Source organism: Flavitalea sp. (assembly GCF_035489435.1).
Taxonomy (GTDB): domain Bacteria; phylum Bacteroidota; class Bacteroidia; order Chitinophagales; family Chitinophagaceae; genus DATHKG01.
On the sequence record NZ_DATHKG010000181.1, the window covers coordinates 111,886 to 129,290 of the forward strand.

At 40.6% G+C, this 17,405-nt stretch carries 16 protein-coding genes; 7 read left to right on the forward strand and 9 right to left on the reverse strand.

Annotation, left to right across the window (positions count from 1 at the left end; translation table 11 throughout):
• Positions 1 to 102 precede the first annotated feature (102 nt).
• Positions 103 to 465 carry a BlaI/MecI/CopY family transcriptional regulator gene (locus VK664_RS29005; RefSeq protein ID WP_461402238.1) on the reverse strand — a complete coding sequence of 121 codons (363 nt, stop codon included), beginning with the start codon at positions 463 to 465 and terminating at the stop codon, positions 103 to 105.
• 667 nt (positions 466 to 1,132) lie between these two features.
• Between VK664_RS29005 and VK664_RS29010 the strand changes: the two genes are divergently transcribed.
• Entirely contained in the window at positions 1,133 to 1,984 is an 852-nt protein-coding gene (locus tag VK664_RS29010; protein WP_461402240.1) for a 3-keto-disaccharide hydrolase, read from the forward strand.
• A gap of 44 nt (positions 1,985 to 2,028) precedes the next feature.
• On the opposite strand, the gene VK664_RS29015 is transcribed toward VK664_RS29010, so the two are convergent.
• The 8 genes from VK664_RS29015 to VK664_RS29050 form a co-directional block, all read right to left on the reverse strand.
• Positions 2,029 to 2,778, reverse strand: coding sequence for a DeoR/GlpR family DNA-binding transcription regulator (locus VK664_RS29015; RefSeq protein WP_461402254.1), 750 nt, complete (start codon positions 2,776 to 2,778; stop codon positions 2,029 to 2,031).
• A 41-nt stretch (positions 2,779 to 2,819) separates the two neighbouring features.
• The gene (locus VK664_RS29020) at positions 2,820 to 3,422 is read right to left on the reverse strand and encodes an HAD family hydrolase (RefSeq protein ID WP_461402241.1); all 603 of its coding nucleotides are present in this window, start codon (positions 3,420 to 3,422) and stop codon (positions 2,820 to 2,822) included.
• Between the two features lie 9 nt (positions 3,423 to 3,431).
• Complete coding sequence (locus tag VK664_RS29025; RefSeq protein WP_461402242.1) at positions 3,432 to 3,821, reverse strand: VOC family protein; 390 nt, start codon at positions 3,819 to 3,821, stop codon at positions 3,432 to 3,434.
• Between the two features lie 148 nt (positions 3,822 to 3,969).
• Entirely contained in the window at positions 3,970 to 4,260 is a 291-nt protein-coding gene (locus VK664_RS29030; protein ID WP_461402243.1) for an SDR family NAD(P)-dependent oxidoreductase, read from the reverse strand.
• Positions 4,181 to 4,393, reverse strand: coding sequence for an SDR family oxidoreductase (locus VK664_RS29035; RefSeq protein WP_461402244.1), 213 nt, complete (start codon positions 4,391 to 4,393; stop codon positions 4,181 to 4,183). The genes VK664_RS29030 and VK664_RS29035 overlap by 80 nt, the downstream gene beginning before the upstream one ends.
• A 168-nt stretch (positions 4,394 to 4,561) precedes the next feature.
• Positions 4,562 to 7,366, reverse strand: a complete 2,805-nt coding sequence (locus tag VK664_RS29040; RefSeq protein WP_461402245.1) for a GAF domain-containing hybrid sensor histidine kinase/response regulator — start codon at positions 7,364 to 7,366, stop codon at positions 4,562 to 4,564.
• 101 nt (positions 7,367 to 7,467) lie between these two features.
• Positions 7,468 to 7,689: a hypothetical protein gene (locus VK664_RS29045; RefSeq protein WP_461402246.1), complete on the reverse strand. Its 222-nt coding sequence runs from the start codon at positions 7,687 to 7,689 to the stop codon at positions 7,468 to 7,470.
• A 120-nt stretch (positions 7,690 to 7,809) separates the two neighbouring features.
• The gene (locus VK664_RS29050; protein WP_461402247.1) at positions 7,810 to 8,166 is read right to left on the reverse strand and encodes a hypothetical protein; all 357 of its coding nucleotides are present in this window, start codon (positions 8,164 to 8,166) and stop codon (positions 7,810 to 7,812) included.
• Between the two features lie 317 nt (positions 8,167 to 8,483).
• Here VK664_RS29050 and VK664_RS29055 point away from each other — a divergent pair, with 317 nt between their 5' ends.
• From VK664_RS29055 to VK664_RS29080, 6 genes are all read left to right on the forward strand, one after another.
• A complete protein-coding gene (locus VK664_RS29055) occupies positions 8,484 to 9,059 on the forward strand; it encodes an RNA polymerase sigma factor (protein WP_461402248.1) in 576 nt (191 codons plus the stop codon).
• Positions 9,060 to 9,145: 86 nt separating this feature from the next.
• Positions 9,146 to 10,123, forward strand: a complete 978-nt coding sequence (locus VK664_RS29060; protein WP_461402249.1) for a FecR family protein — start codon at positions 9,146 to 9,148, stop codon at positions 10,121 to 10,123.
• 232 nt (positions 10,124 to 10,355) lie between these two features.
• On the forward strand, positions 10,356 to 13,982 hold the full coding sequence (locus VK664_RS29065; RefSeq protein WP_461402250.1) for a TonB-dependent receptor: 3,627 nt from the start codon (positions 10,356 to 10,358) through the stop codon (positions 13,980 to 13,982).
• 30 nt (positions 13,983 to 14,012) lie between these two features.
• Positions 14,013 to 15,686: a RagB/SusD family nutrient uptake outer membrane protein gene (locus VK664_RS29070; RefSeq protein WP_461402251.1), complete on the forward strand. Its 1,674-nt coding sequence runs from the start codon at positions 14,013 to 14,015 to the stop codon at positions 15,684 to 15,686.
• Between the two features lie 92 nt (positions 15,687 to 15,778).
• Positions 15,779 to 16,939 carry a dipeptidase gene (locus VK664_RS29075; RefSeq protein ID WP_461402252.1) on the forward strand — a complete coding sequence of 387 codons (1,161 nt, stop codon included), beginning with the start codon at positions 15,779 to 15,781 and terminating at the stop codon, positions 16,937 to 16,939.
• A 52-nt stretch (positions 16,940 to 16,991) separates the two neighbouring features.
• Positions 16,992 to 17,405: apurinic/apyrimidinic endonuclease family protein (locus tag VK664_RS29080; protein ID WP_461402253.1), on the forward strand; the 414-nt coding region annotated here is incomplete at its 3' end.

Here is a 17,405-nt window from a genome sequence, read left to right on the forward strand (position 1 = left end):
GATTGAAATGATGTAGTTTTTTATTTCTTAGAAAAATAAAATAGTAGATATAGAAGATCCCCGAACAGATCACAACCTTTAGCAAAAAGATGAAGATTGAGCTCATTTTTTTGACTTTTTAAGTTGATTCAGCAGCAGCTCGATTTCCTGTACTGATAATTTTTTTTCATCAACCAAAAATGAGATCACATTGCTAAAGGATCCCTGGAAATAGCCTTTGGCTACATTCGTTAATGTACTTGAAGAATAGTCTTCCCTGGAAATGGATGGATAGTAACGAAAGAACCTGCCGATGCTCTCGGTAGTTACAAAACCCTTGTCAACAAGTGTTTTCAAAATTGTAGCCACTGTATTTTTATGTGGCTGCGGAACCGGCATGACTTCAACAATTTCCATGAGTCCTCCGTTTTCCAGTTCCCATAAAACTTTCATCACCTGCTCTTCGGCTCTCGTTAATGATTTCATTTAAACTATAATTATAGTTTAAATGTAGAACTATATATTTAGTTTAAAAAATAATTTTTTAGGGCGTGGGAAAATATTTGGAACTGTTCTTGAGAAAATGAATTTACGTGCAGGGGTGGAAACAAGTCAGGGTCTAAAAGCCGAACTTGTGGGTTATACCTCAATCAAAAATATTAAACCAGGTACCAGCCCGGAATATTCTCTTTCAAAAATTATCAATCAGGATACAAGCCTGACTATTAATAAGTTTATTCAATTTTAAAAGTGCAGGATTTGAAGAATCTAATAGTGAACATTTTGTTGGCTATCAGTTAGACGAAAATTGGCTGGATGATCCTTCACCTATAATAAGATTATGGGCTTTATTTAATGATAGTAATTTATTTGCTATTGTCCATTCAAGAAAATTAAACATCAGAACTTCTGAATCAATTAATTTAAAGCGTGGATTTTCATTTACAGTAATAGGAAGCCGAAACCCGGAAACAGTAAATGAATTCGTAAAAGAGTTCAATTCTTATATAGTTCAGGTAGATTAATTGTTACATCGACGTTACGCGTCATGGCACAAAGCCATAGCAGAAACTCGTCGGGAATTAAGACAATTTAACCGTACAAGGGTACGGACAAGGAAAGAATTGCTCTAACTTTAGTAAAATAATTTTTAATGAAACAGTATAAATGGATGATGTTTCTTTTGCTTCCGTTCATAGTGGTATTGGGTTTTACCAATCCATTTCATCAAAAGAATGACTGGACAAAATTGTTCAATGGCAAAGACCTTAGCGGCTGGGATACTTACCTGGCTCCTCCCCGTGATGATGCAGGAAAAAAGATGAGTGATATACCTGTTGGGCTGAATAATGATCCCAACCATGTTTTCAGTATAGTGAATGAAGGTGCAGAAAAAGTTATCCGCATTTCAGGCCAGGAATGGGGTGGCATCTCAACTGTAAAAGAATACGACAATTTTCATTTGCAATTAATGTTTAAATGGGGCTCTTTAACATGGGGACAAAAAAAGGGAAAGAAAAAAGACAGCGGGCTGCTATACTTTGCCGTGGGTAAGCATGGAGCAGATGGTGGTGCATGGATGCGCAGCCAGGAATTTCAAATACAGGAGGGAGACAGTGGCGATTATTGGGGTGTGGCAGGTGGTATGGAAGATGTTAAGGCAATAAAAAAATCAGACAGCGAATATGTGTACAATCCTGCGGGACAGTTATATACTTTCAGTGCAACCAGTAAAGTGGGAAGACGTTGCATGATAGGATTGGATGCCGAGAAGCCTTCCGGTGAGTGGAACACACTTGATCTCTATTGTCACGGTGACACAAGTATACATATGATAAATGGAAAAGTGATGATGGTATTATATCATTCCCGGCAAATGGATAACGGGCAGGCAAGCCCGCTTGCAAAAGGTAAACTGCAGATACAATCTGAAGGCGCAGAAATTTATTATAAGGATATTATGATCAGGTCAATTGATGCAATTCCGGCAGAATTGCTAAAATAATTATTAAATACTCTTCGCTCCTTATTAGGTGGCTTAGAGGTGGCTCAGATCAGCCGGATCCCCAGACCTCTGAAGTCATCGAGCCTGGGGTCATCGGCAGGCAGGTCTGTGATTAATCCTTTGATCTCTTTTAATTCACAAACCTTATAATGCTCTGTAACATTTAATTTCGAATTATTGGCCAAGACAATGGTTTTAGCAGCGTTTTTCAGCATTTGCTGTTTTACTTCACCGTCGGATTGAAAAACGGCGGAAATGCCAAGGTCTTTTTGGAGAGCACAAGTTCCCATCAGGAATAGGTCTGCGATGTATTTAGCGGCTTCGCCACAGGTCTGTCCTCCCGTGTTAGCGGCCGTCTCGCGATCATATATTCCCCCCAGCACGATAAGCTCGATATGCCTGAATGTAGAAATGATCGGTACCAGGGCCATATTGTTGGTTACCAGCCTGAACTTCGAATTGGCGGTCAGATGTGACGCCACTGCACAGATGGTCGAGCCGCCATCCATAAAGACCGTCTGCCCCTCCCTGATCAGCTGCAGCGTTTTTAAGGCAATAATATTCTTTTCTTCTGACTGGTACCGGGTCCGATCCTGGAAGCTGAGCGGATTCTTTGAAAGGGATATGGCGCCGCCGCGTACTTTCAGGAGCAAGCCGTTATTATGAAGCGATTCTATATCTCTTCTGATCGTGTCTTCAGAGACGTTCAGTTCACCCGCAAGGGATTCGTAATTGGCTTTATCCTTCTTTTTAATAAGGTTGAGGATATGACTGAATCGTTCTTCTTTTAACATCACGTTTGTTGTGAATTAGACAATAACATTGCAATCCAGGGCTAGAGAAGACCCGAAACATGAAGCTCGTGTCTCAAATCTGTTTGCTCTGACACATGAATTGTAGAAAAGCCCATGCCTTTTGCGGTATCGATATTATTCCGGTTATCATCAATGAAGAGCGTGCTTTTCGGATCTAAATGATAACGTTCTAAGATCACCCTGAAAATCTTTTTATCCGGCTTGACCAACTTCTCTTCGCCGGAAACAACTATGCCATCGAACAATTTAAAAAAGGAAAATCTTTTCAATGCTATCGGGAAGGTTTCCGCCGACCAGTTCGTTAATCCGTATAACTTATACTTCAGCTTCAATTCCCGCAAAAGTGCAACATTTTCGGGAATCTCTCCCTTCAGCATCTTGTCCCATTGTTCATAAAACAGCTGGATCTTTGAATGGTAATCCGGGAATTGGCGTTGGAGAAGTTCGGTAGCTTCCGCCAGCAACCGGCCTTTGTCCTGCTGAAGATTCCATTCTTCCCATCCGATATGGGCGAGGAAAACTTCCATTGAGGCATCATCCCCAAATTCCCGGCGATAAAAGTGCCGGGGGTTCCAGTCTACCAGGACGCCTCCGAAATCGAATATTATTGTTGTTATTTCCACCGGTAGTCTTTATGCCGAGATTTCTAAAATATTGCCTTCGGGGTCCAGGATAACGCTTTCATAATATCCATCCCCTGTTATCCTCGGCTCGCCAAAAATGGTATAGTTGTCCTTTCTTAGCCTTTCTGTCAGCGCATTGACCTGGTCTTTCCCGCCAACTGAAATGGTAAAGTGGGCAAGCCCCATATTAAATCCTCTTTTTCCGTCGATAGAGGTAATATCGGGACGGGTCATCAACTCCAGTCGTGTTTTGCCTTTACCGAAGAGAACAAAATAAGCGGTGAACTGCTTAGCGGGATTTACATATTTTTCTCCCGAAGTTGTATCGAAGTATTTCAGATAAAAATCTCTCATGCCTTCCAGATCGCGGACCCAAATTGCGAGGTGTTCGATTTGCATAGGTGTTGCTATTTTTTACTATGTTTTGATTATTCGGCGACTATCTTACCCTGCATGGTTCCCCAATGACCGGGGAAACTATAGGTATAATTTTAGAATAGCCGTAAACGGAAAAAAGGATTACTGTAAAAAGCCGGCAATCGTTAGGTTATGTTTCATTTTCGGAGATTTTTGGAAATTCAGATATCATTTGCAATATTATACAAATTTGCACAATATTGCAAGCAATTCTCCCTGAAATCCTTTTTCGGATAATGACCGTAACACGCAGCTTATCGCCAGCTTCCTGGCACAAGCCCTCAGAGATGGCTCGCACAGCGAACTTTGTGCCTGAATAAACAGACATGCCCGGTGTAGTTTTAATTCCAGCTACAGAGGCAGTTGATGATATGCCCGAAACCCTGCTTACGAAAAACTGGAAGCGCTGCTGTGATGCCATAAAGTACACCTTTGATATTAATGTCAATCATTTCCTCCCAGTCCTCAACACTCAAATCGTCGAGTGGGGATATCGGCATAATACCGGCATTATTAAACATGACATCAAGCTTGATGAGCGACGCTGTTTTCACCAAAGCTATGGTTAAACGTGTCCGAAAAACGATGCATACAGCGTTGCAATGCATTGTTGTCCGCCCCATTGGAAGTCAATCATAAAATGGTTTAAGTTGCAACGAAATGCCGGATCTTTTGGACTTGCTGTTACTGTAGGAGTGGCTCATCCATAGTGTATAATAATCCTACGCCCGTAGACTTATAGGCAGAAAAAATTTACTTAAGACCCTGTCAATATCATCTAGCCGGAACGGCTTTGAGATATAGTCATTCATCCCCGCATCAAGGCAAAGTTGCCTGTCTTCCCCCCTCGCATCTGCAGTTAACGCGATAATAGAAATACCTGCTTTCCTTTCATCCATTTTCCGGACAATCCGGGTAGCTGTAATGCCGTCCATTTCAGGCATATTAATGTCCATAAAGATCATTGCCGGTTCATATATCGTCAACATTTCTAAGGCTTGCTTACCATTGAACGCCTGCAGAACACTAATTCCCCTGGCTTTTAAAATTTCGGAAATCAATAGCATATTTATTGGCTCATCTTCTACCACCATTATTTCACCCCGGGATGGCATTTTTTCAATGGCTGGCCTGATTTCAATAACATCGTGTTTCGGGGAGGGCTTGAATATCTTTGAAAGAATCGTGCTTAGTTCACGCATCTTAATAGGCTTTGTCAGGAATTTATCGATACCTGCATTTTCGGCCTCACTCTGAAATAATGTTCTGTCCAGCGATGACAACATCAGTATGAATGGCTCGGCATTGCCTTTTAAAATCGTTTTAATCTTTTTTATCATGGAAATTCCGTCCATTTCCGGCATTTGATGGTCTGCTACAATCAGGTCAAACAACCGACCAGTGGCAACGGCGTTTTCAATAAGTGCCAAGGCTTCCATTCCACTATAACATATTTTGCACGGAATGCCAAAGTGATCAAAGATGCTTTGCATCAGGAAGCAGTTTGATTGATTATCGTCTACGACCAATACATTGTTTAATACTGGTTTACATGGAGGGATCACTATAGGTTGTTCATTTGCGACTTCTAACGAGAGCGTTAAAGTAAACTTGCTTCCTTTCCCCAACTCACTCTCTGCCTCCAGAGTTCCGGACATCAATGCTGCAAGACCTTTTGAAATTGTCAGTCCTAATCCCGTGCCTCCGAATTTTCGGGTGGTAGATGCATCAACCTGTGTAAAATTTTCGAAGATTGCACCAAGCTTATCTGCCGGAATTCCAATTCCGGTGTCTTTAACAGAAATAGCCAGATTGAAGTATTTCTTACCATCTTCAAAATGGACGGGGGCTATCTCTTTAACGCTCAGCACAATCTCGCCCTGGGCTGTAAACTTGATTGCATTTCCGACCAGATTAACTACTATCTGCCTTATCCTTGCTGCATCACCTGTAAACAATGAGGGAAGTGATGGATCAATAACACAAACAATTTCCAATCCCTTTTCCAATGCTTTCAGGGACAATATTTCTGCTGTCTCCTCGATTAAATCATCGAGCTTGAAAGCCGTTGAATCCAGTAAAAGCTTTCCGGCTTCCATTTTGGAAAAGTCCAGGATATCATTGATAATATTTAAAAGATTATACCCTGCTTTTTTAACATTGTTGAGATATTCTCTCTGGTTGGATTTAAGCTCCGTAGTAAGAATGAGATCCGTGAAGCCAATAATGCCATTCATTGGTGTTCGAAGTTCATGACTCATATTAGACATGAATTCACTTTTGCACTTGCTGGCAGCTTCAGCAACTTCTTTTGAATGTACCAACCGTTCCTGTAATTCCTTTCGTTCAATCACTGACCCAAACGTGACTGATAAGGATTTCAAAATGGTTACTTCCGAATCCTCCCATTGACGAACACGATTGCAATCATAAATATTGACAAATCCCCAGAATGCACCAGATGAGAAAACAGGTATTGTTACTATTGAAAGCACCTTCTTGCGTTCAAACCATATTCTGGAAGCGTCTTTCAAATCGCTGACTGCACTGCAAAAAACGTTTTTTTCACACAATTCATCAATAGTCCACGGCATATGACTAAAAGATACATTTTGAAACTGCTGGTCATTATATATTATTTCCAGGCTATTCTTATGATAGCTCATTAGCTGATTTGAAAATAACCTACCATCACTACCCGTTTCTTTTTTATGAATACTTATTTCATCGGATTCCATCGTGATACTAAATCGTTTGAGAGCCTGTGCAGTTGCTTGTGCGAAATCGTTGCTGCTTATGAGTTCATGAGTTGCATAGGAGACAGCATGCAACAGCAGATCTTTTCTTTTTAATGCTTCTTCAGATTTTTTTATTGCTGCATATGATGACTGTAGCGTGATATAATCTTTTACACTCTGCTTAAGAACAGGGCTCATAACCGTTAGCGCCAGAATAATCAGGGATAAGATCAAAGAGCCTAAAATGAAAAAATTCATCCAATAAATGCTATTGGTAAAAGACTCTTCATAGTCTCTTAGGTTCTGGGCAGCGATTTGCATTTTTACCTGGTAGTTATATTGATTGTTTGTCAATTCCTGTAAGAGGCCTGAATGCATTTTACTGAATTCCGAATCGCGCAATTGATTAATGATACTTATTATTTTAGTATAGAAGGGAGTTTCTTCTTCAATTAAGTGATTTAAAGAAAGCATCGCAAATGAAAATTCAGAAATCTTCTCTCTTAGTATTTCTTCCTGACTTTGAAATAGCCTGATCAGGCTGTCCTGCCGTTCTATAACCGTTTTTCCCGAATTATTGTCCATGACTTCCCGGGAAATAATTAAAAATTCTTGCTGAACAATCTGGAGGCTAAGCTTTTGCTGGCTTTCCGATAGCTTCTCAAGATTTTCTCTTTCGTCATTTTGATCAGACTTGTACGTTATAAACACAAGCCCCAGAATGTTAAATAGCAACACCAGAACTACAACCACAACAGTCACTCTCGTGAGCTTTTTAAACTTATGCATAGGAAATTAATTTGTTAGGTCGGTTTGTTTATTTTTCCGACGCAAAATGGAGAATTCCCGGGTGATCATGCCCATCACACCCCAATCCCACGTGGACGGGGTCAAACTCTTGTAGATTGCCATGCCAAATTCAAAGCCTCGAAATGGTTCCAGATCAGACCAGGGCTAACATTAAATATCCTTTCATCTTCTTTGGTTCCACTTATTTCTAAGGTTGCATTCAAGCGGCCAAAGTTGAATACAGAGGATACTCCATAATTGAATTCAATATCACTTCTTGTAAACTCGGTTACGAAATTGCCATGCACCTGTACTTTGTCCATTTGGTGGCCGATCAGTGCAAAACTTTCGAAGATTACTTCGTCATCCTCCTTAAACTCATCCCCTGCTGTGTGAAATGGTAGACTCGCCCCTGCAGAAAGTGAAAAAAGACGGCTGTTTTTTTAAATACTATACATTAAAGAAAGCTCAGTATCGCCCATACCTCTTTTTGCCCTCCTATCTGAAGGGAACGAAAACAAATACGGAATCTCTATAGAGGCCTGCAAACGATCGGAAAGGCCGTATTCAATTTCAAATGGTATGTATAACTGTCGTCCCTCAACTCTTCTTGCAAATATTGGTTTCAGCGTAAATTGAATTTCATGTTTTTCCTGGAGGAACACCGTTTCGCCAATGAAAAATTCCTGTATATACTGGTCCGTTTTAAAATCTTTCTGTGCACTTGTTGTATTTGGACAGAATAAGGTGGCAAAACTGTAAGCACAGAAGGAAAGGGAATGTTCACGGAACGTTTTCATAGGCTTTACACAACAGATGTCCGTGATCGCAATCGGGAACTGACATATTGAATATTAAATACATAACGGGCCTCGTATTGGCATTATTGCAAAATATTTCCCATTTCATCCCAGGTTTCCTCAAAAAGCTTGTAGCTAAGCATTAGTGCTTACTGCGACTCCCATTAACCAGTTAGCTATAAATTTGGTTTGGTTCATATGTGTTATATCAAATACAACATGTTTCTTTTTTAAAAAATCAACTTAAACCCGTAAATTGAACACTTTCATTATTTTGGTTAAGACGATTGCGGCCTCCGCATTTACATTTTAAGACGATGAAGGATCTGGCAAATTCTGATGAAGAGTTGTTTCTGCAAATTAAAAATGGAAGCGATAATGCTTTTGGTGAACTGTACCAAAAGCACTGGAACCGCGCATTTGCAGATGCCTGTAAACGCATCCGAAACCGTGACCAGGCAAAGGATATAGTGCAGGATATATTCTTAAATATATGGCTACGCAGGGAATCCCTTGTTATCGATAATTTTCCGGCCTACCTCACAATAGCAGTTCGTAACCAGGTTTTCAAACTACTTGAAAAGGAAAAGCACAATCATCCTTTTTTTGACATGCTCGAAAATTTGCCCGCTCAGTTCAACATGGCCGACAGTAATATCTTATATAAGGAACTTGCTGTTTCATACGACACCCTTGTAAATAGTTTACCTCCCAAACGCCAGCTTATTTTCAAACTCCGCTTCCACCAGGATCAGTCTACCAAAGAAATAGCAAAATCCTTATCCATTTCAAGAAATACCGTACAGAACCAACTGGGCAAAGCAATAGAACAACTAAAAGTATCTTTATCCCATCTCTTTATTATAGTAATAATCTTCCTGAACAAACCTTAAAAAGTTTTTCTAAAACTATTTTTTGCCGGAGTAGTACCGATTGTGTTTTTAAGGTCATCCTTATGTAACCAACTGCTTTAGGAGATATGAACAAGCAAGATTTTTTACAATTATTGCGAAAACACAACAAGGGCGAGGCAACCAAAGAAGAGCAACAATTTATCTTCGCTTATTATAATTTATTTGACTCCCAGGCAGTTGATACAGATCAGGTTAGTACCCAGGAGATGGAAGATCTTAGCGTTGAAATATTTGCATCAATAAAAAAAGAAATTTCCAGGACCGAAGGAAACGGACAACGCGGACGGGTGATCAAATTATGGCACAAGGTGAGTGTTGCCGCTATATTAGTCGTCATTTTAACAGGGTCAATTTATTATTTGAGCCCGAATTCTAAAACAGAAACATCCTACGCTACCATTGATAAACTTTCAAAAGAAAATCGTTTTTTCCGGCTACCTGATGGAAGCACCATTATACTTGGTTCCGGAAGTAAACTAAACTATCCATCATCCTTTGATGGAGCTGCAACCAGGGAAGTTTACCTGGAAGGCCAGGCTTTCTTCGACATAAAACATAATCCGTCCAAACCATTCATAGTTCACACAGGAGAGCTCGCAACAACCGTGTTAGGTACAGCCTTTAACATTAAAGCGTTTCCCACCGATCAGAATATAACTGTAAGCGTTGTCAGAGGCAAAGTGAAAGTTGCTGATAAAAACAAAACGCTCGGTGTTATCAGACCTGACGAGCAAATAGAATATTTTAAACCTAATGCAAAGATTGTTCAGAAAACTGTAGACGCTAAGACCTATCTGCGATGGAAAGAGCAGGATCTGTTGCTCGACGATGTCACATTTAGTGAAGTGGCAGAAATACTGGAAGAACGTTTTAATGTAAACATCGCTTTCGGAGATTCAGCTATGAAGAACAACAGATTTACAACAACGTTAAAAATTGATGAAAAGCTCGATGAGATTTTATTAAGCATTTGCGAATTCAACGCAGCCACATTTAATTATAAGAATAATAAAGACTCAATATTAATTAAAAGCAGAAAATAATTAGTTAACCTGACTAAACTGACAATTTATGGGAATATCCTCTCAAACAGCGGTTAAACAACTAAAGGCACGCAAAAGTCTGTTTAAATGTCCACCATAAAAAAACCCTGAAGGAATTGCAGTTTGCAATTAATTCAGGGAAGCTATTAGCCGACGGACATCGGTTCAATGGCTTACGTTTTAAATCAAAAGCCGTGGCTGGCATGTTAATCACTAAAACGACACCAAAACTATGTTTTTTTTCGAAGATAATCAAAGGGAAAGAACCCTTATAGATTCTGCTATTGCGAATACCCGGTCAATCAAAAACAGCTTCCTCAGTGTTTTGATAAAAACGGGACTGATATTGTTACTCATCTCTCCTTTACCGATACAGATTTTTGGCGAAGCAACCAGGGCTTACCAGGATGTGGATAAGGTTGATATTGTTCTGGAATTGAAGAACAAATCCATAATTGAGGTATTCAGGCTGATTGAGAAAAAGACCTCATTCACATTTATGTACAGGAATCAGGATGTTGCACAGATACAGAACATCAGTATTTCGGCACAAAAACATACCGTCGGATCTTTGTTAAAATTAATACTCCTCAATACAAACCTACAGTACAAGCAAATTGATAACAGGATATTAATAGTCACTAAAGAACATTCAAACCTTAAACCCATATCGGCATTATCTGTCCCGGGTATTGAAGAAATAGTTGTGAGAGGAAGCGTAACTGACGCACAGGGCAAATCACTGGTAGGTGTAAGTGTAAAACTGAAAAATAGTCAGGCAGGTACAGTGACTGATTCGGAAGGCAGATTTATTATCCGGGTACCTGAGAATGGAATATTGGTTTTCACTTATGTTGGTTACAAGGTTAATGAAGTGGAAGTAGATTCTAAAACGAATCTGACAGTGAGTATGGTGGAAGAGTTTTCTTCGCTGAACCAGGTGGTTGTTACTGGGTATTCAAGTCAATCAAAAAGAGACATTACAGGATCAGTAGTATCTATAGATGCTGACGAACTAAATAAAGTATCATCCGCAAATGTAGCCCAGCAACTGCAGGGCAGATCGCCGGGTGTAACGGTAACAACAAACAACGCTCCGGGTGGTGAACCAACCGTGCGCATCCGCGGTTTCGGCACGATAAATAATAATGAACCATTGTATGTTATCGATGGGGTACCAACCAAAGGTGGTTTAAACAATATCAATCCTAATAATATAGAATCAATGCAGATATTGAAAGATGCATCTGCAGCTTCTATTTATGGATCGAGAGCTGCAAATGGAGTTATCATCATCACTACTAAAAAAGGCAAGGCCGGTGAATCAAAGCTTACGTTCGATGCACGTTATGGAATTCAAACTTCCAATAGCGCAAAAAAGATAGACGTGATCATAGACCCGCTCAGTTTTGCGAATTTAAGATGGACCTCATTGCGAAATGCAAAACAACTCACAAATGGAAATCCGCTCGATGCACAATTTGGCAATGGAGTAAATCCTGTTATTCCAGACTATCTGCTTGCTGGAACAAGATATGGTCTCTTCGAAGGTGATCCGGCTACAAATCCGAATTTATACAATTTCTCTGCTGATAATATATACCAGATCACCAAAGCAAATAAAGCGGGTACAAACTGGTTCGATGAAATCATCGAAAGCGCGGCTCCCATACAGGAATATAATCTGGGTGCATCCGGTGGTACTGATAAAGGCAGATATGCATTTGGAATCAATTATTTTAACCAGGAAGGGGTAATAAAGTTCACCTCCTTTGATCGCTTTTCGCTTAGAGCAAACACTGAATTTTTAATCAAGAAGAAAATTAAAGTCGGAGAAAACCTTGAAGTTGGCCAGTCCAAAAATCTTGGATTTTTCAGTAACTCATCAGTTAATAACAGTGATGCAAATCCTGTTGGCAATGCATACCGTATGCCGAGTATAATGCCGGTGTACGATATAGAGGGCAATTATGCCGGGACAAGAGCTTCAGGATTTGGTTCAGCTCAAAACCCGGTTGGTCAACTGGACCGCGCCAAGGATAATTCATCAACGAACAGTAAGGTATTTGGAAACTTGTATGTAGAGCTTGACCTGCTAAAAAATTTAACGGCAAGATCAAGTCTCGGTTTTGACTACCAAAGCATTGAAGGCAATATTTATGACCTTGTTAACCTGGAACACTCCGCACCGCTGAGCCTGAACAGATTGACAAACTCGAAATCAACTGAATTTACCACAACCTGGTCAAATACTTTGAACTATAAAGTTGCCTTTAATGATGACCACAACCTGCAGGTATTGTTAGGAACAGAAGCTATTGAAAGTTCATTGAAATCTTTTCAGGCTTCAAGGGATGGCTTTATAAGTGAGGATCCTGACTATATGTATCTTGATGCAGGATCAGTTGCTCTTAATAATGGTGGAAATGGTTCTGAATGGGCTTTGTTTTCTTTGTTTGGCAGGGTAAACTACAAATTCAAAGACCGTTATTTACTGGAAGCAACATTAAGACGTGACGGTTCTTCAAGGTTCGGCCAGAATCACAGGTATGGTATGTTCCCGGCGTTCAGCGCAGGGTGGCGTATTTCGCAAGAAAGCTTTATGAGCAATATAGAATGGCTTGATAATTTAAACATTCGTGGTGCATGGGGACAAACAGGTAACCAGGAAATTGGCAACTATAATGGCTTTACCACTTACCGCACAAGTCTTTCCACTTCTTCATACGATATGAACGGTACCAATACCAGTGTTCTTGCCGGCTTCGATACACAGGGTTATGGCAATCCGGATGCGAAATGGGAAACAACCACGCAAACAAATATCGGGATAGATGCTACTGTGCTCAACGGAAGGTTAGGTTTCACTGTGGATTGGTATGAACGTAACACTTCGAACATGTTATACCAGGTTCGCCTGCCCGCAACACAAGGTGAGGCTGTTGTACCTTTTGTTAATGTAGGTTCAATGAGCAACAAGGGTGTTGACGTTGGTGTTACTTTTCGAAACCCCAGCAAAAGCAAGTTCACTTATGAAATTGGTGGAAACGTATCAACCTATAGAAACCAGATTATTTCTTTAAGTGGCAACAACAATGAAGCATTGATATCACCACTTATACGCAGTTACAGTTATGCACGGTCTGCAGCAGGATATCCTATTTATTCGTTTTATGGCCTTGCGATAGATGGCATTTTTCAAAATGAAAAGGAAGTACAGGAACATGCACCATATCCTGGCTATGCAGAAGTAAACAACGGCGTAACAACAGGTGTTGGAAAATACAAATACCGCGATGTAAATGGTGATGGACTGATCAGTGATGCAGACAGAACCTGGATCGGAAACCCGCATCCGGACTTCACTTATGGGTTAAATATAAACCTCGGCTATAAGAACTTCGATATGACAATGTTCTTCCAGGGTGTGCAGGGAAATGATATGATCAGTTTTGTACGGCGTCTGACCGACTTCAATGAATTGGGAAATAACAGAAGTCTCAGAATGCTTAATCAATCCTGGACACCTGACAATCCGAATGCTGTTCTTCCAATACTGGATGCGAGTGACAGCAGAAGCCTGTTGCCTTCCAGTTATTTTGTTGAAGACGGTTCTTATCTGCGCATGAAGGTGCTGCAGATAGGATATGCCCTTCCTTCAAAGATGCTTACGCGGATCGGATTTGAAAGAGTGCGGATCTATCTACAGGCCCAAAACCTGTTTACCATAACGAATTACAGCGGATTAGATCCTGAAGTAAACTTTACCGGCAGTGGAACCACTTCACAAATGGGAATAGATCAGGGTGTTTATCCTGCTTCCAAAATTTACCAGATGGGAATCAACGTCAGTCTTTAAAGAAAACAGGACAAAATTAATTTAACTGATATGAAAGGAAAATATTTAATAGTCATTGCTATTATCACATTGAGCTTTGCTTCTTCATGCAGCAAGAGCTATCTCGAAAAAGTTCCCTTAGGTACTGCAAACGAAACAACCCTTTCGAATAAGAAAGGTGTTGATGCCGTACTTATTGGTGCATATAGTTTGTTGGATGGCGTTGGATCGGGAACAACCGCCAGCTTCTCCCCCGCAAGTAACTGGATCTATGGAAGTTTAACTGCCGGCGATGCTTACAAAGGAAGCGAACCTGCTGACCAGGCAATCCTGACAACCATCGAACGTCATCTCGGACAACCGGAAGCAGCGCCCCATAACGATAAATGGGTTGCGGTTTATGATGGTGTTTCGAGAAGCAATGATGTGTTGCGTCTTATTGCCAAAACAACGGACATGACCGCTGCGGAAGTTAAACAGGCAACAGGTGAAGCAAGATTTTTGAGAGGCTGGTATCATTTTGAAGCAAAGAAAATATGGAACAATGTGCCATATCTTGATGAAAATGTAACAGATTTCATGGTGCCAAACGACAAGGACATCTGGCCGTTGATTGTCGCCGATTTTCAATATGCAGCTGATAATCTTTCACCCACAAAAATACAGCCTGCGAGAGCCTCAAGCTGGACAGCCAAAGCGGTTCTTGCAAAGGTCTATATGTTCCAGCATGATTATGCAAAGGCCAAAGTATTGCTTGATGATGTGATCGACAAAGGTCCTTACCGTTTGACAGACTGCTATCACGACAATTTTAAAAGTGCCACAGAAAATAATTCGGAATCAGTTTTTGAAGTGCAGATGTCTGTAAACGATGGCGGCAACGGACAGAATGGTAACCTCGGTGATGCATTGAATTATACAAGGAATAATGGCCCGGGCAGATGTTGTGGCTTTTTTCAACCTTCACAGAATCTCGTAAATGCGTTTAAGACTGATGTCAACGGGCTTCCATTACTCGATACCTATAATAATATAGATGTAAAAAATGACCAGGGCATTTTAGCCACTCAACCTTTTGATCCTTATACCGGAACACTGGATCCAAGGCTTGACTGGACAATAGGTCGCAGAGGGATCCCCTACCTGGACTGGGGTGTATTCGGTGGAAGTAACTGGGTGCGCAATCAAAGTTTCGGCGGACCCTACGCTCCCAAAAAGAATGTTTATTATCAAAGTGAACGTGCGAGTTTGTCTCAAAACAATACATCTACAGCAAACAATATTCGTGTAGTACGTTTTGCAGATATTATTCTTTTGAGAGCAGAAGTAGCTGTTGAAGAAAATGACTTACCCAAGGCTTTACAATTAGTAAACAGGGTAAGAGACAGGGCCGGTAAATGTGTGGTTACAAAAACCGACGGCAGCCCGGCAGCAAATTACCTGGTCAAACCATATCTGTCATTCCCAAACAAGGATTATGCAAAGAAGGCGGTTCAATTCGAACGCAGACTGGAACTGGCTATGGAAGGCCATCGATTCTTTGACCTTGTACGCTGGGGTGTTGCTGCTGAAACAATAAATGCCTATCTCCAGGTTGAACAAACAAAACGTTCTTACCTGAATAATACGGTATTCAAAAAAGGAACAAATGAGTACATGCCTTTGCCACAGGTGCAGATAGACATTATGGGTTCAGATATTCTTAAGCAAAATCCCGGCTACTAAGTGATATAAACAACAGTTAGTTTTTCAATAACAATTGGTTAATAAAAAGCAGTTACAACAAATTTATTAAAGATAATCTATAACGATTAATTATGAAATTCAACAGAAGAGATTTTTTAGTAAAAACCAGTATAGTATCTGCTGGAATGTCGATCGGCATGCCGGCTATTGCAAGTGTGGTCGGAACACCTGTGGTCGGAGCACCTGTGAGAAAGGGTCCAAAGGATTATGCGATTGTTATTGGTCATGCTGATATATGGGAATTTAATGCGCGGTTCAAACTAAAAAAGAAAGAACAAAACTCTCCATTAAGAGATTTTCTTTTACCAAGATTGCTGGAAGGCGGAATAAGTGTTTATGTAATGCCGGCTACCGGAGATTCCACCGCAGAAAGACAGGGCAGCGACCAGGTACTTGAAGGCGCGCTGAGAGTTATCGATATGTTCCATACAGAAATTGCAAAAACAAACGGAAAGGCCTCACTCATTCTTACCAAAAAAGATGTTCCGACCGCTTTCAATCCGAATAATGTAAAGTTCTTCCTGGATATGGAAGGTGCGGCATCCATCGAAGTTGATCCGGAACCGACGGAATATTATCCGGGATGTGACCTGGCTGTTTTGAGAAATTTTTTCCGTCTCGGTGTCAGGGGATTACAGTTAACCCATAATGGCCGCAACCAGGTGGCTGATGGAATTGGCGAAGGTAAAATGGCAGGTAAGCTGTCAAAGTTTGGGGTCTCTGTTGTCCAGGAATTAAATCGTCTTGGTATGATGGTCGGCGTTTCACATCTTTCGGCGAATGGTATCTATCATGCTGCAGAAGTTTCCACTAAACCGATAGTTTCATCGCATCAGAATCCGCAAAAGTTTATTAATACACCACTGCAACATTCGGATGATGAGATCAAAGCCATAGCAAAAACCGGTGGACTTATGGGTATGCGCTATACAGAAGGCGAAACAACTTATAAAATGTGTGCAGATATCATTGATTATGTAGCCAACCTGGTAGGCATAGACCATGTGGGTGTTGGCTGGCTTGGTCATGATAAAGGAAATCCAAGTCCCAATTTTATTCCAGGTTATTCAACCGGTGCTTTTCCGGGAGGCGAAATTGAAAAATTAACCAAGTACGAGCAGTGCAGCAGGTTTATCGACATGCTTTATGAACGCAAGTATTCAGATGAAAATGTTGCCAAGGTTATGGGTGGAAATTTTTTAAGAATAATGAAAGAGACATTGCCGGAATAGCTGAAGCCGCCGGTTAAAATCAATATTAAGTACTTTTCTAAAAACATATATTATGAGCGATTTCAAGTATGCATTACTATCAGTTACATATTCCGGATTATTTTATGCTGGTGAAGCATTATCCGTAGAACAACAAATATACAAAGCTAAAGAACTTGGATTTGATGCACTGGCAATCGAAACTAAAAGGCCAATAGCCTCACCGCTTGACCTTGGCACAAAAGATAGAGCCAGGATCAGGGAAGTGTCTGCCGGAGAAGGCATTCCAATCTGTGCTATTGAAAGCATGTCCAATTTCACCGGCAGATTCATGGAAGACAGAGAAAACAACCTGGCCATGATGAAGATGGTATTGCAACTCGCAAGTGATCTTAATGTGAATCTGGTGAAAGTATTTGCTGCATGGCCCGGTATAATAGATGACGAAGAAGAAATAGCATTGTATGGACCTTATGAACGCGGTAAC

Excerpts from the sequence above, each read along its gene's own strand:
- VK664_RS29005 (WP_461402238.1), bottom strand. The coding sequence starts at position 465 with ATGAAATCATTAACGAGAGCCGAAGAGCAGGTGATGAAAGTTTTATGG.
- VK664_RS29010 (WP_461402240.1), top strand. The coding sequence starts at position 1,133 with ATGAAACAGTATAAATGGATGATGTTTCTTTTGCTTCCGTTCATAGTG.
- VK664_RS29015 (WP_461402254.1), bottom strand. The coding sequence starts at position 2,778 with ATGTTAAAAGAAGAACGATTCAGTCATATCCTCAACCTTATTAAAAAG.
- VK664_RS29025 (WP_461402242.1), bottom strand. The coding sequence starts at position 3,821 with ATGCAAATCGAACACCTCGCAATTTGGGTCCGCGATCTGGAAGGCATG.
- VK664_RS29030 (WP_461402243.1), bottom strand. The coding sequence starts at position 4,260 with ATGGCATCACAGCAGCGCTTCCAGTTTTTCGTAAGCAGGGTTTCGGGC.
- VK664_RS29040 (WP_461402245.1), bottom strand. The coding sequence starts at position 7,366 with ATGCATAAGTTTAAAAAGCTCACGAGAGTGACTGTTGTGGTTGTAGTT.
- VK664_RS29045 (WP_461402246.1), bottom strand. The coding sequence starts at position 7,689 with ATGGACAAAGTACAGGTGCATGGCAATTTCGTAACCGAGTTTACAAGA.
- VK664_RS29050 (WP_461402247.1), bottom strand. The coding sequence starts at position 8,166 with ATGAAAACGTTCCGTGAACATTCCCTTTCCTTCTGTGCTTACAGTTTT.
- VK664_RS29055 (WP_461402248.1), top strand. The coding sequence starts at position 8,484 with ATGAAGGATCTGGCAAATTCTGATGAAGAGTTGTTTCTGCAAATTAAA.
- VK664_RS29060 (WP_461402249.1), top strand. The coding sequence starts at position 9,146 with ATGAACAAGCAAGATTTTTTACAATTATTGCGAAAACACAACAAGGGC.
- VK664_RS29065 (WP_461402250.1), top strand. The coding sequence starts at position 10,356 with ATGTTTTTTTTCGAAGATAATCAAAGGGAAAGAACCCTTATAGATTCT.
- VK664_RS29070 (WP_461402251.1), top strand. The coding sequence starts at position 14,013 with ATGAAAGGAAAATATTTAATAGTCATTGCTATTATCACATTGAGCTTT.
- VK664_RS29075 (WP_461402252.1), top strand. The coding sequence starts at position 15,779 with ATGAAATTCAACAGAAGAGATTTTTTAGTAAAAACCAGTATAGTATCT.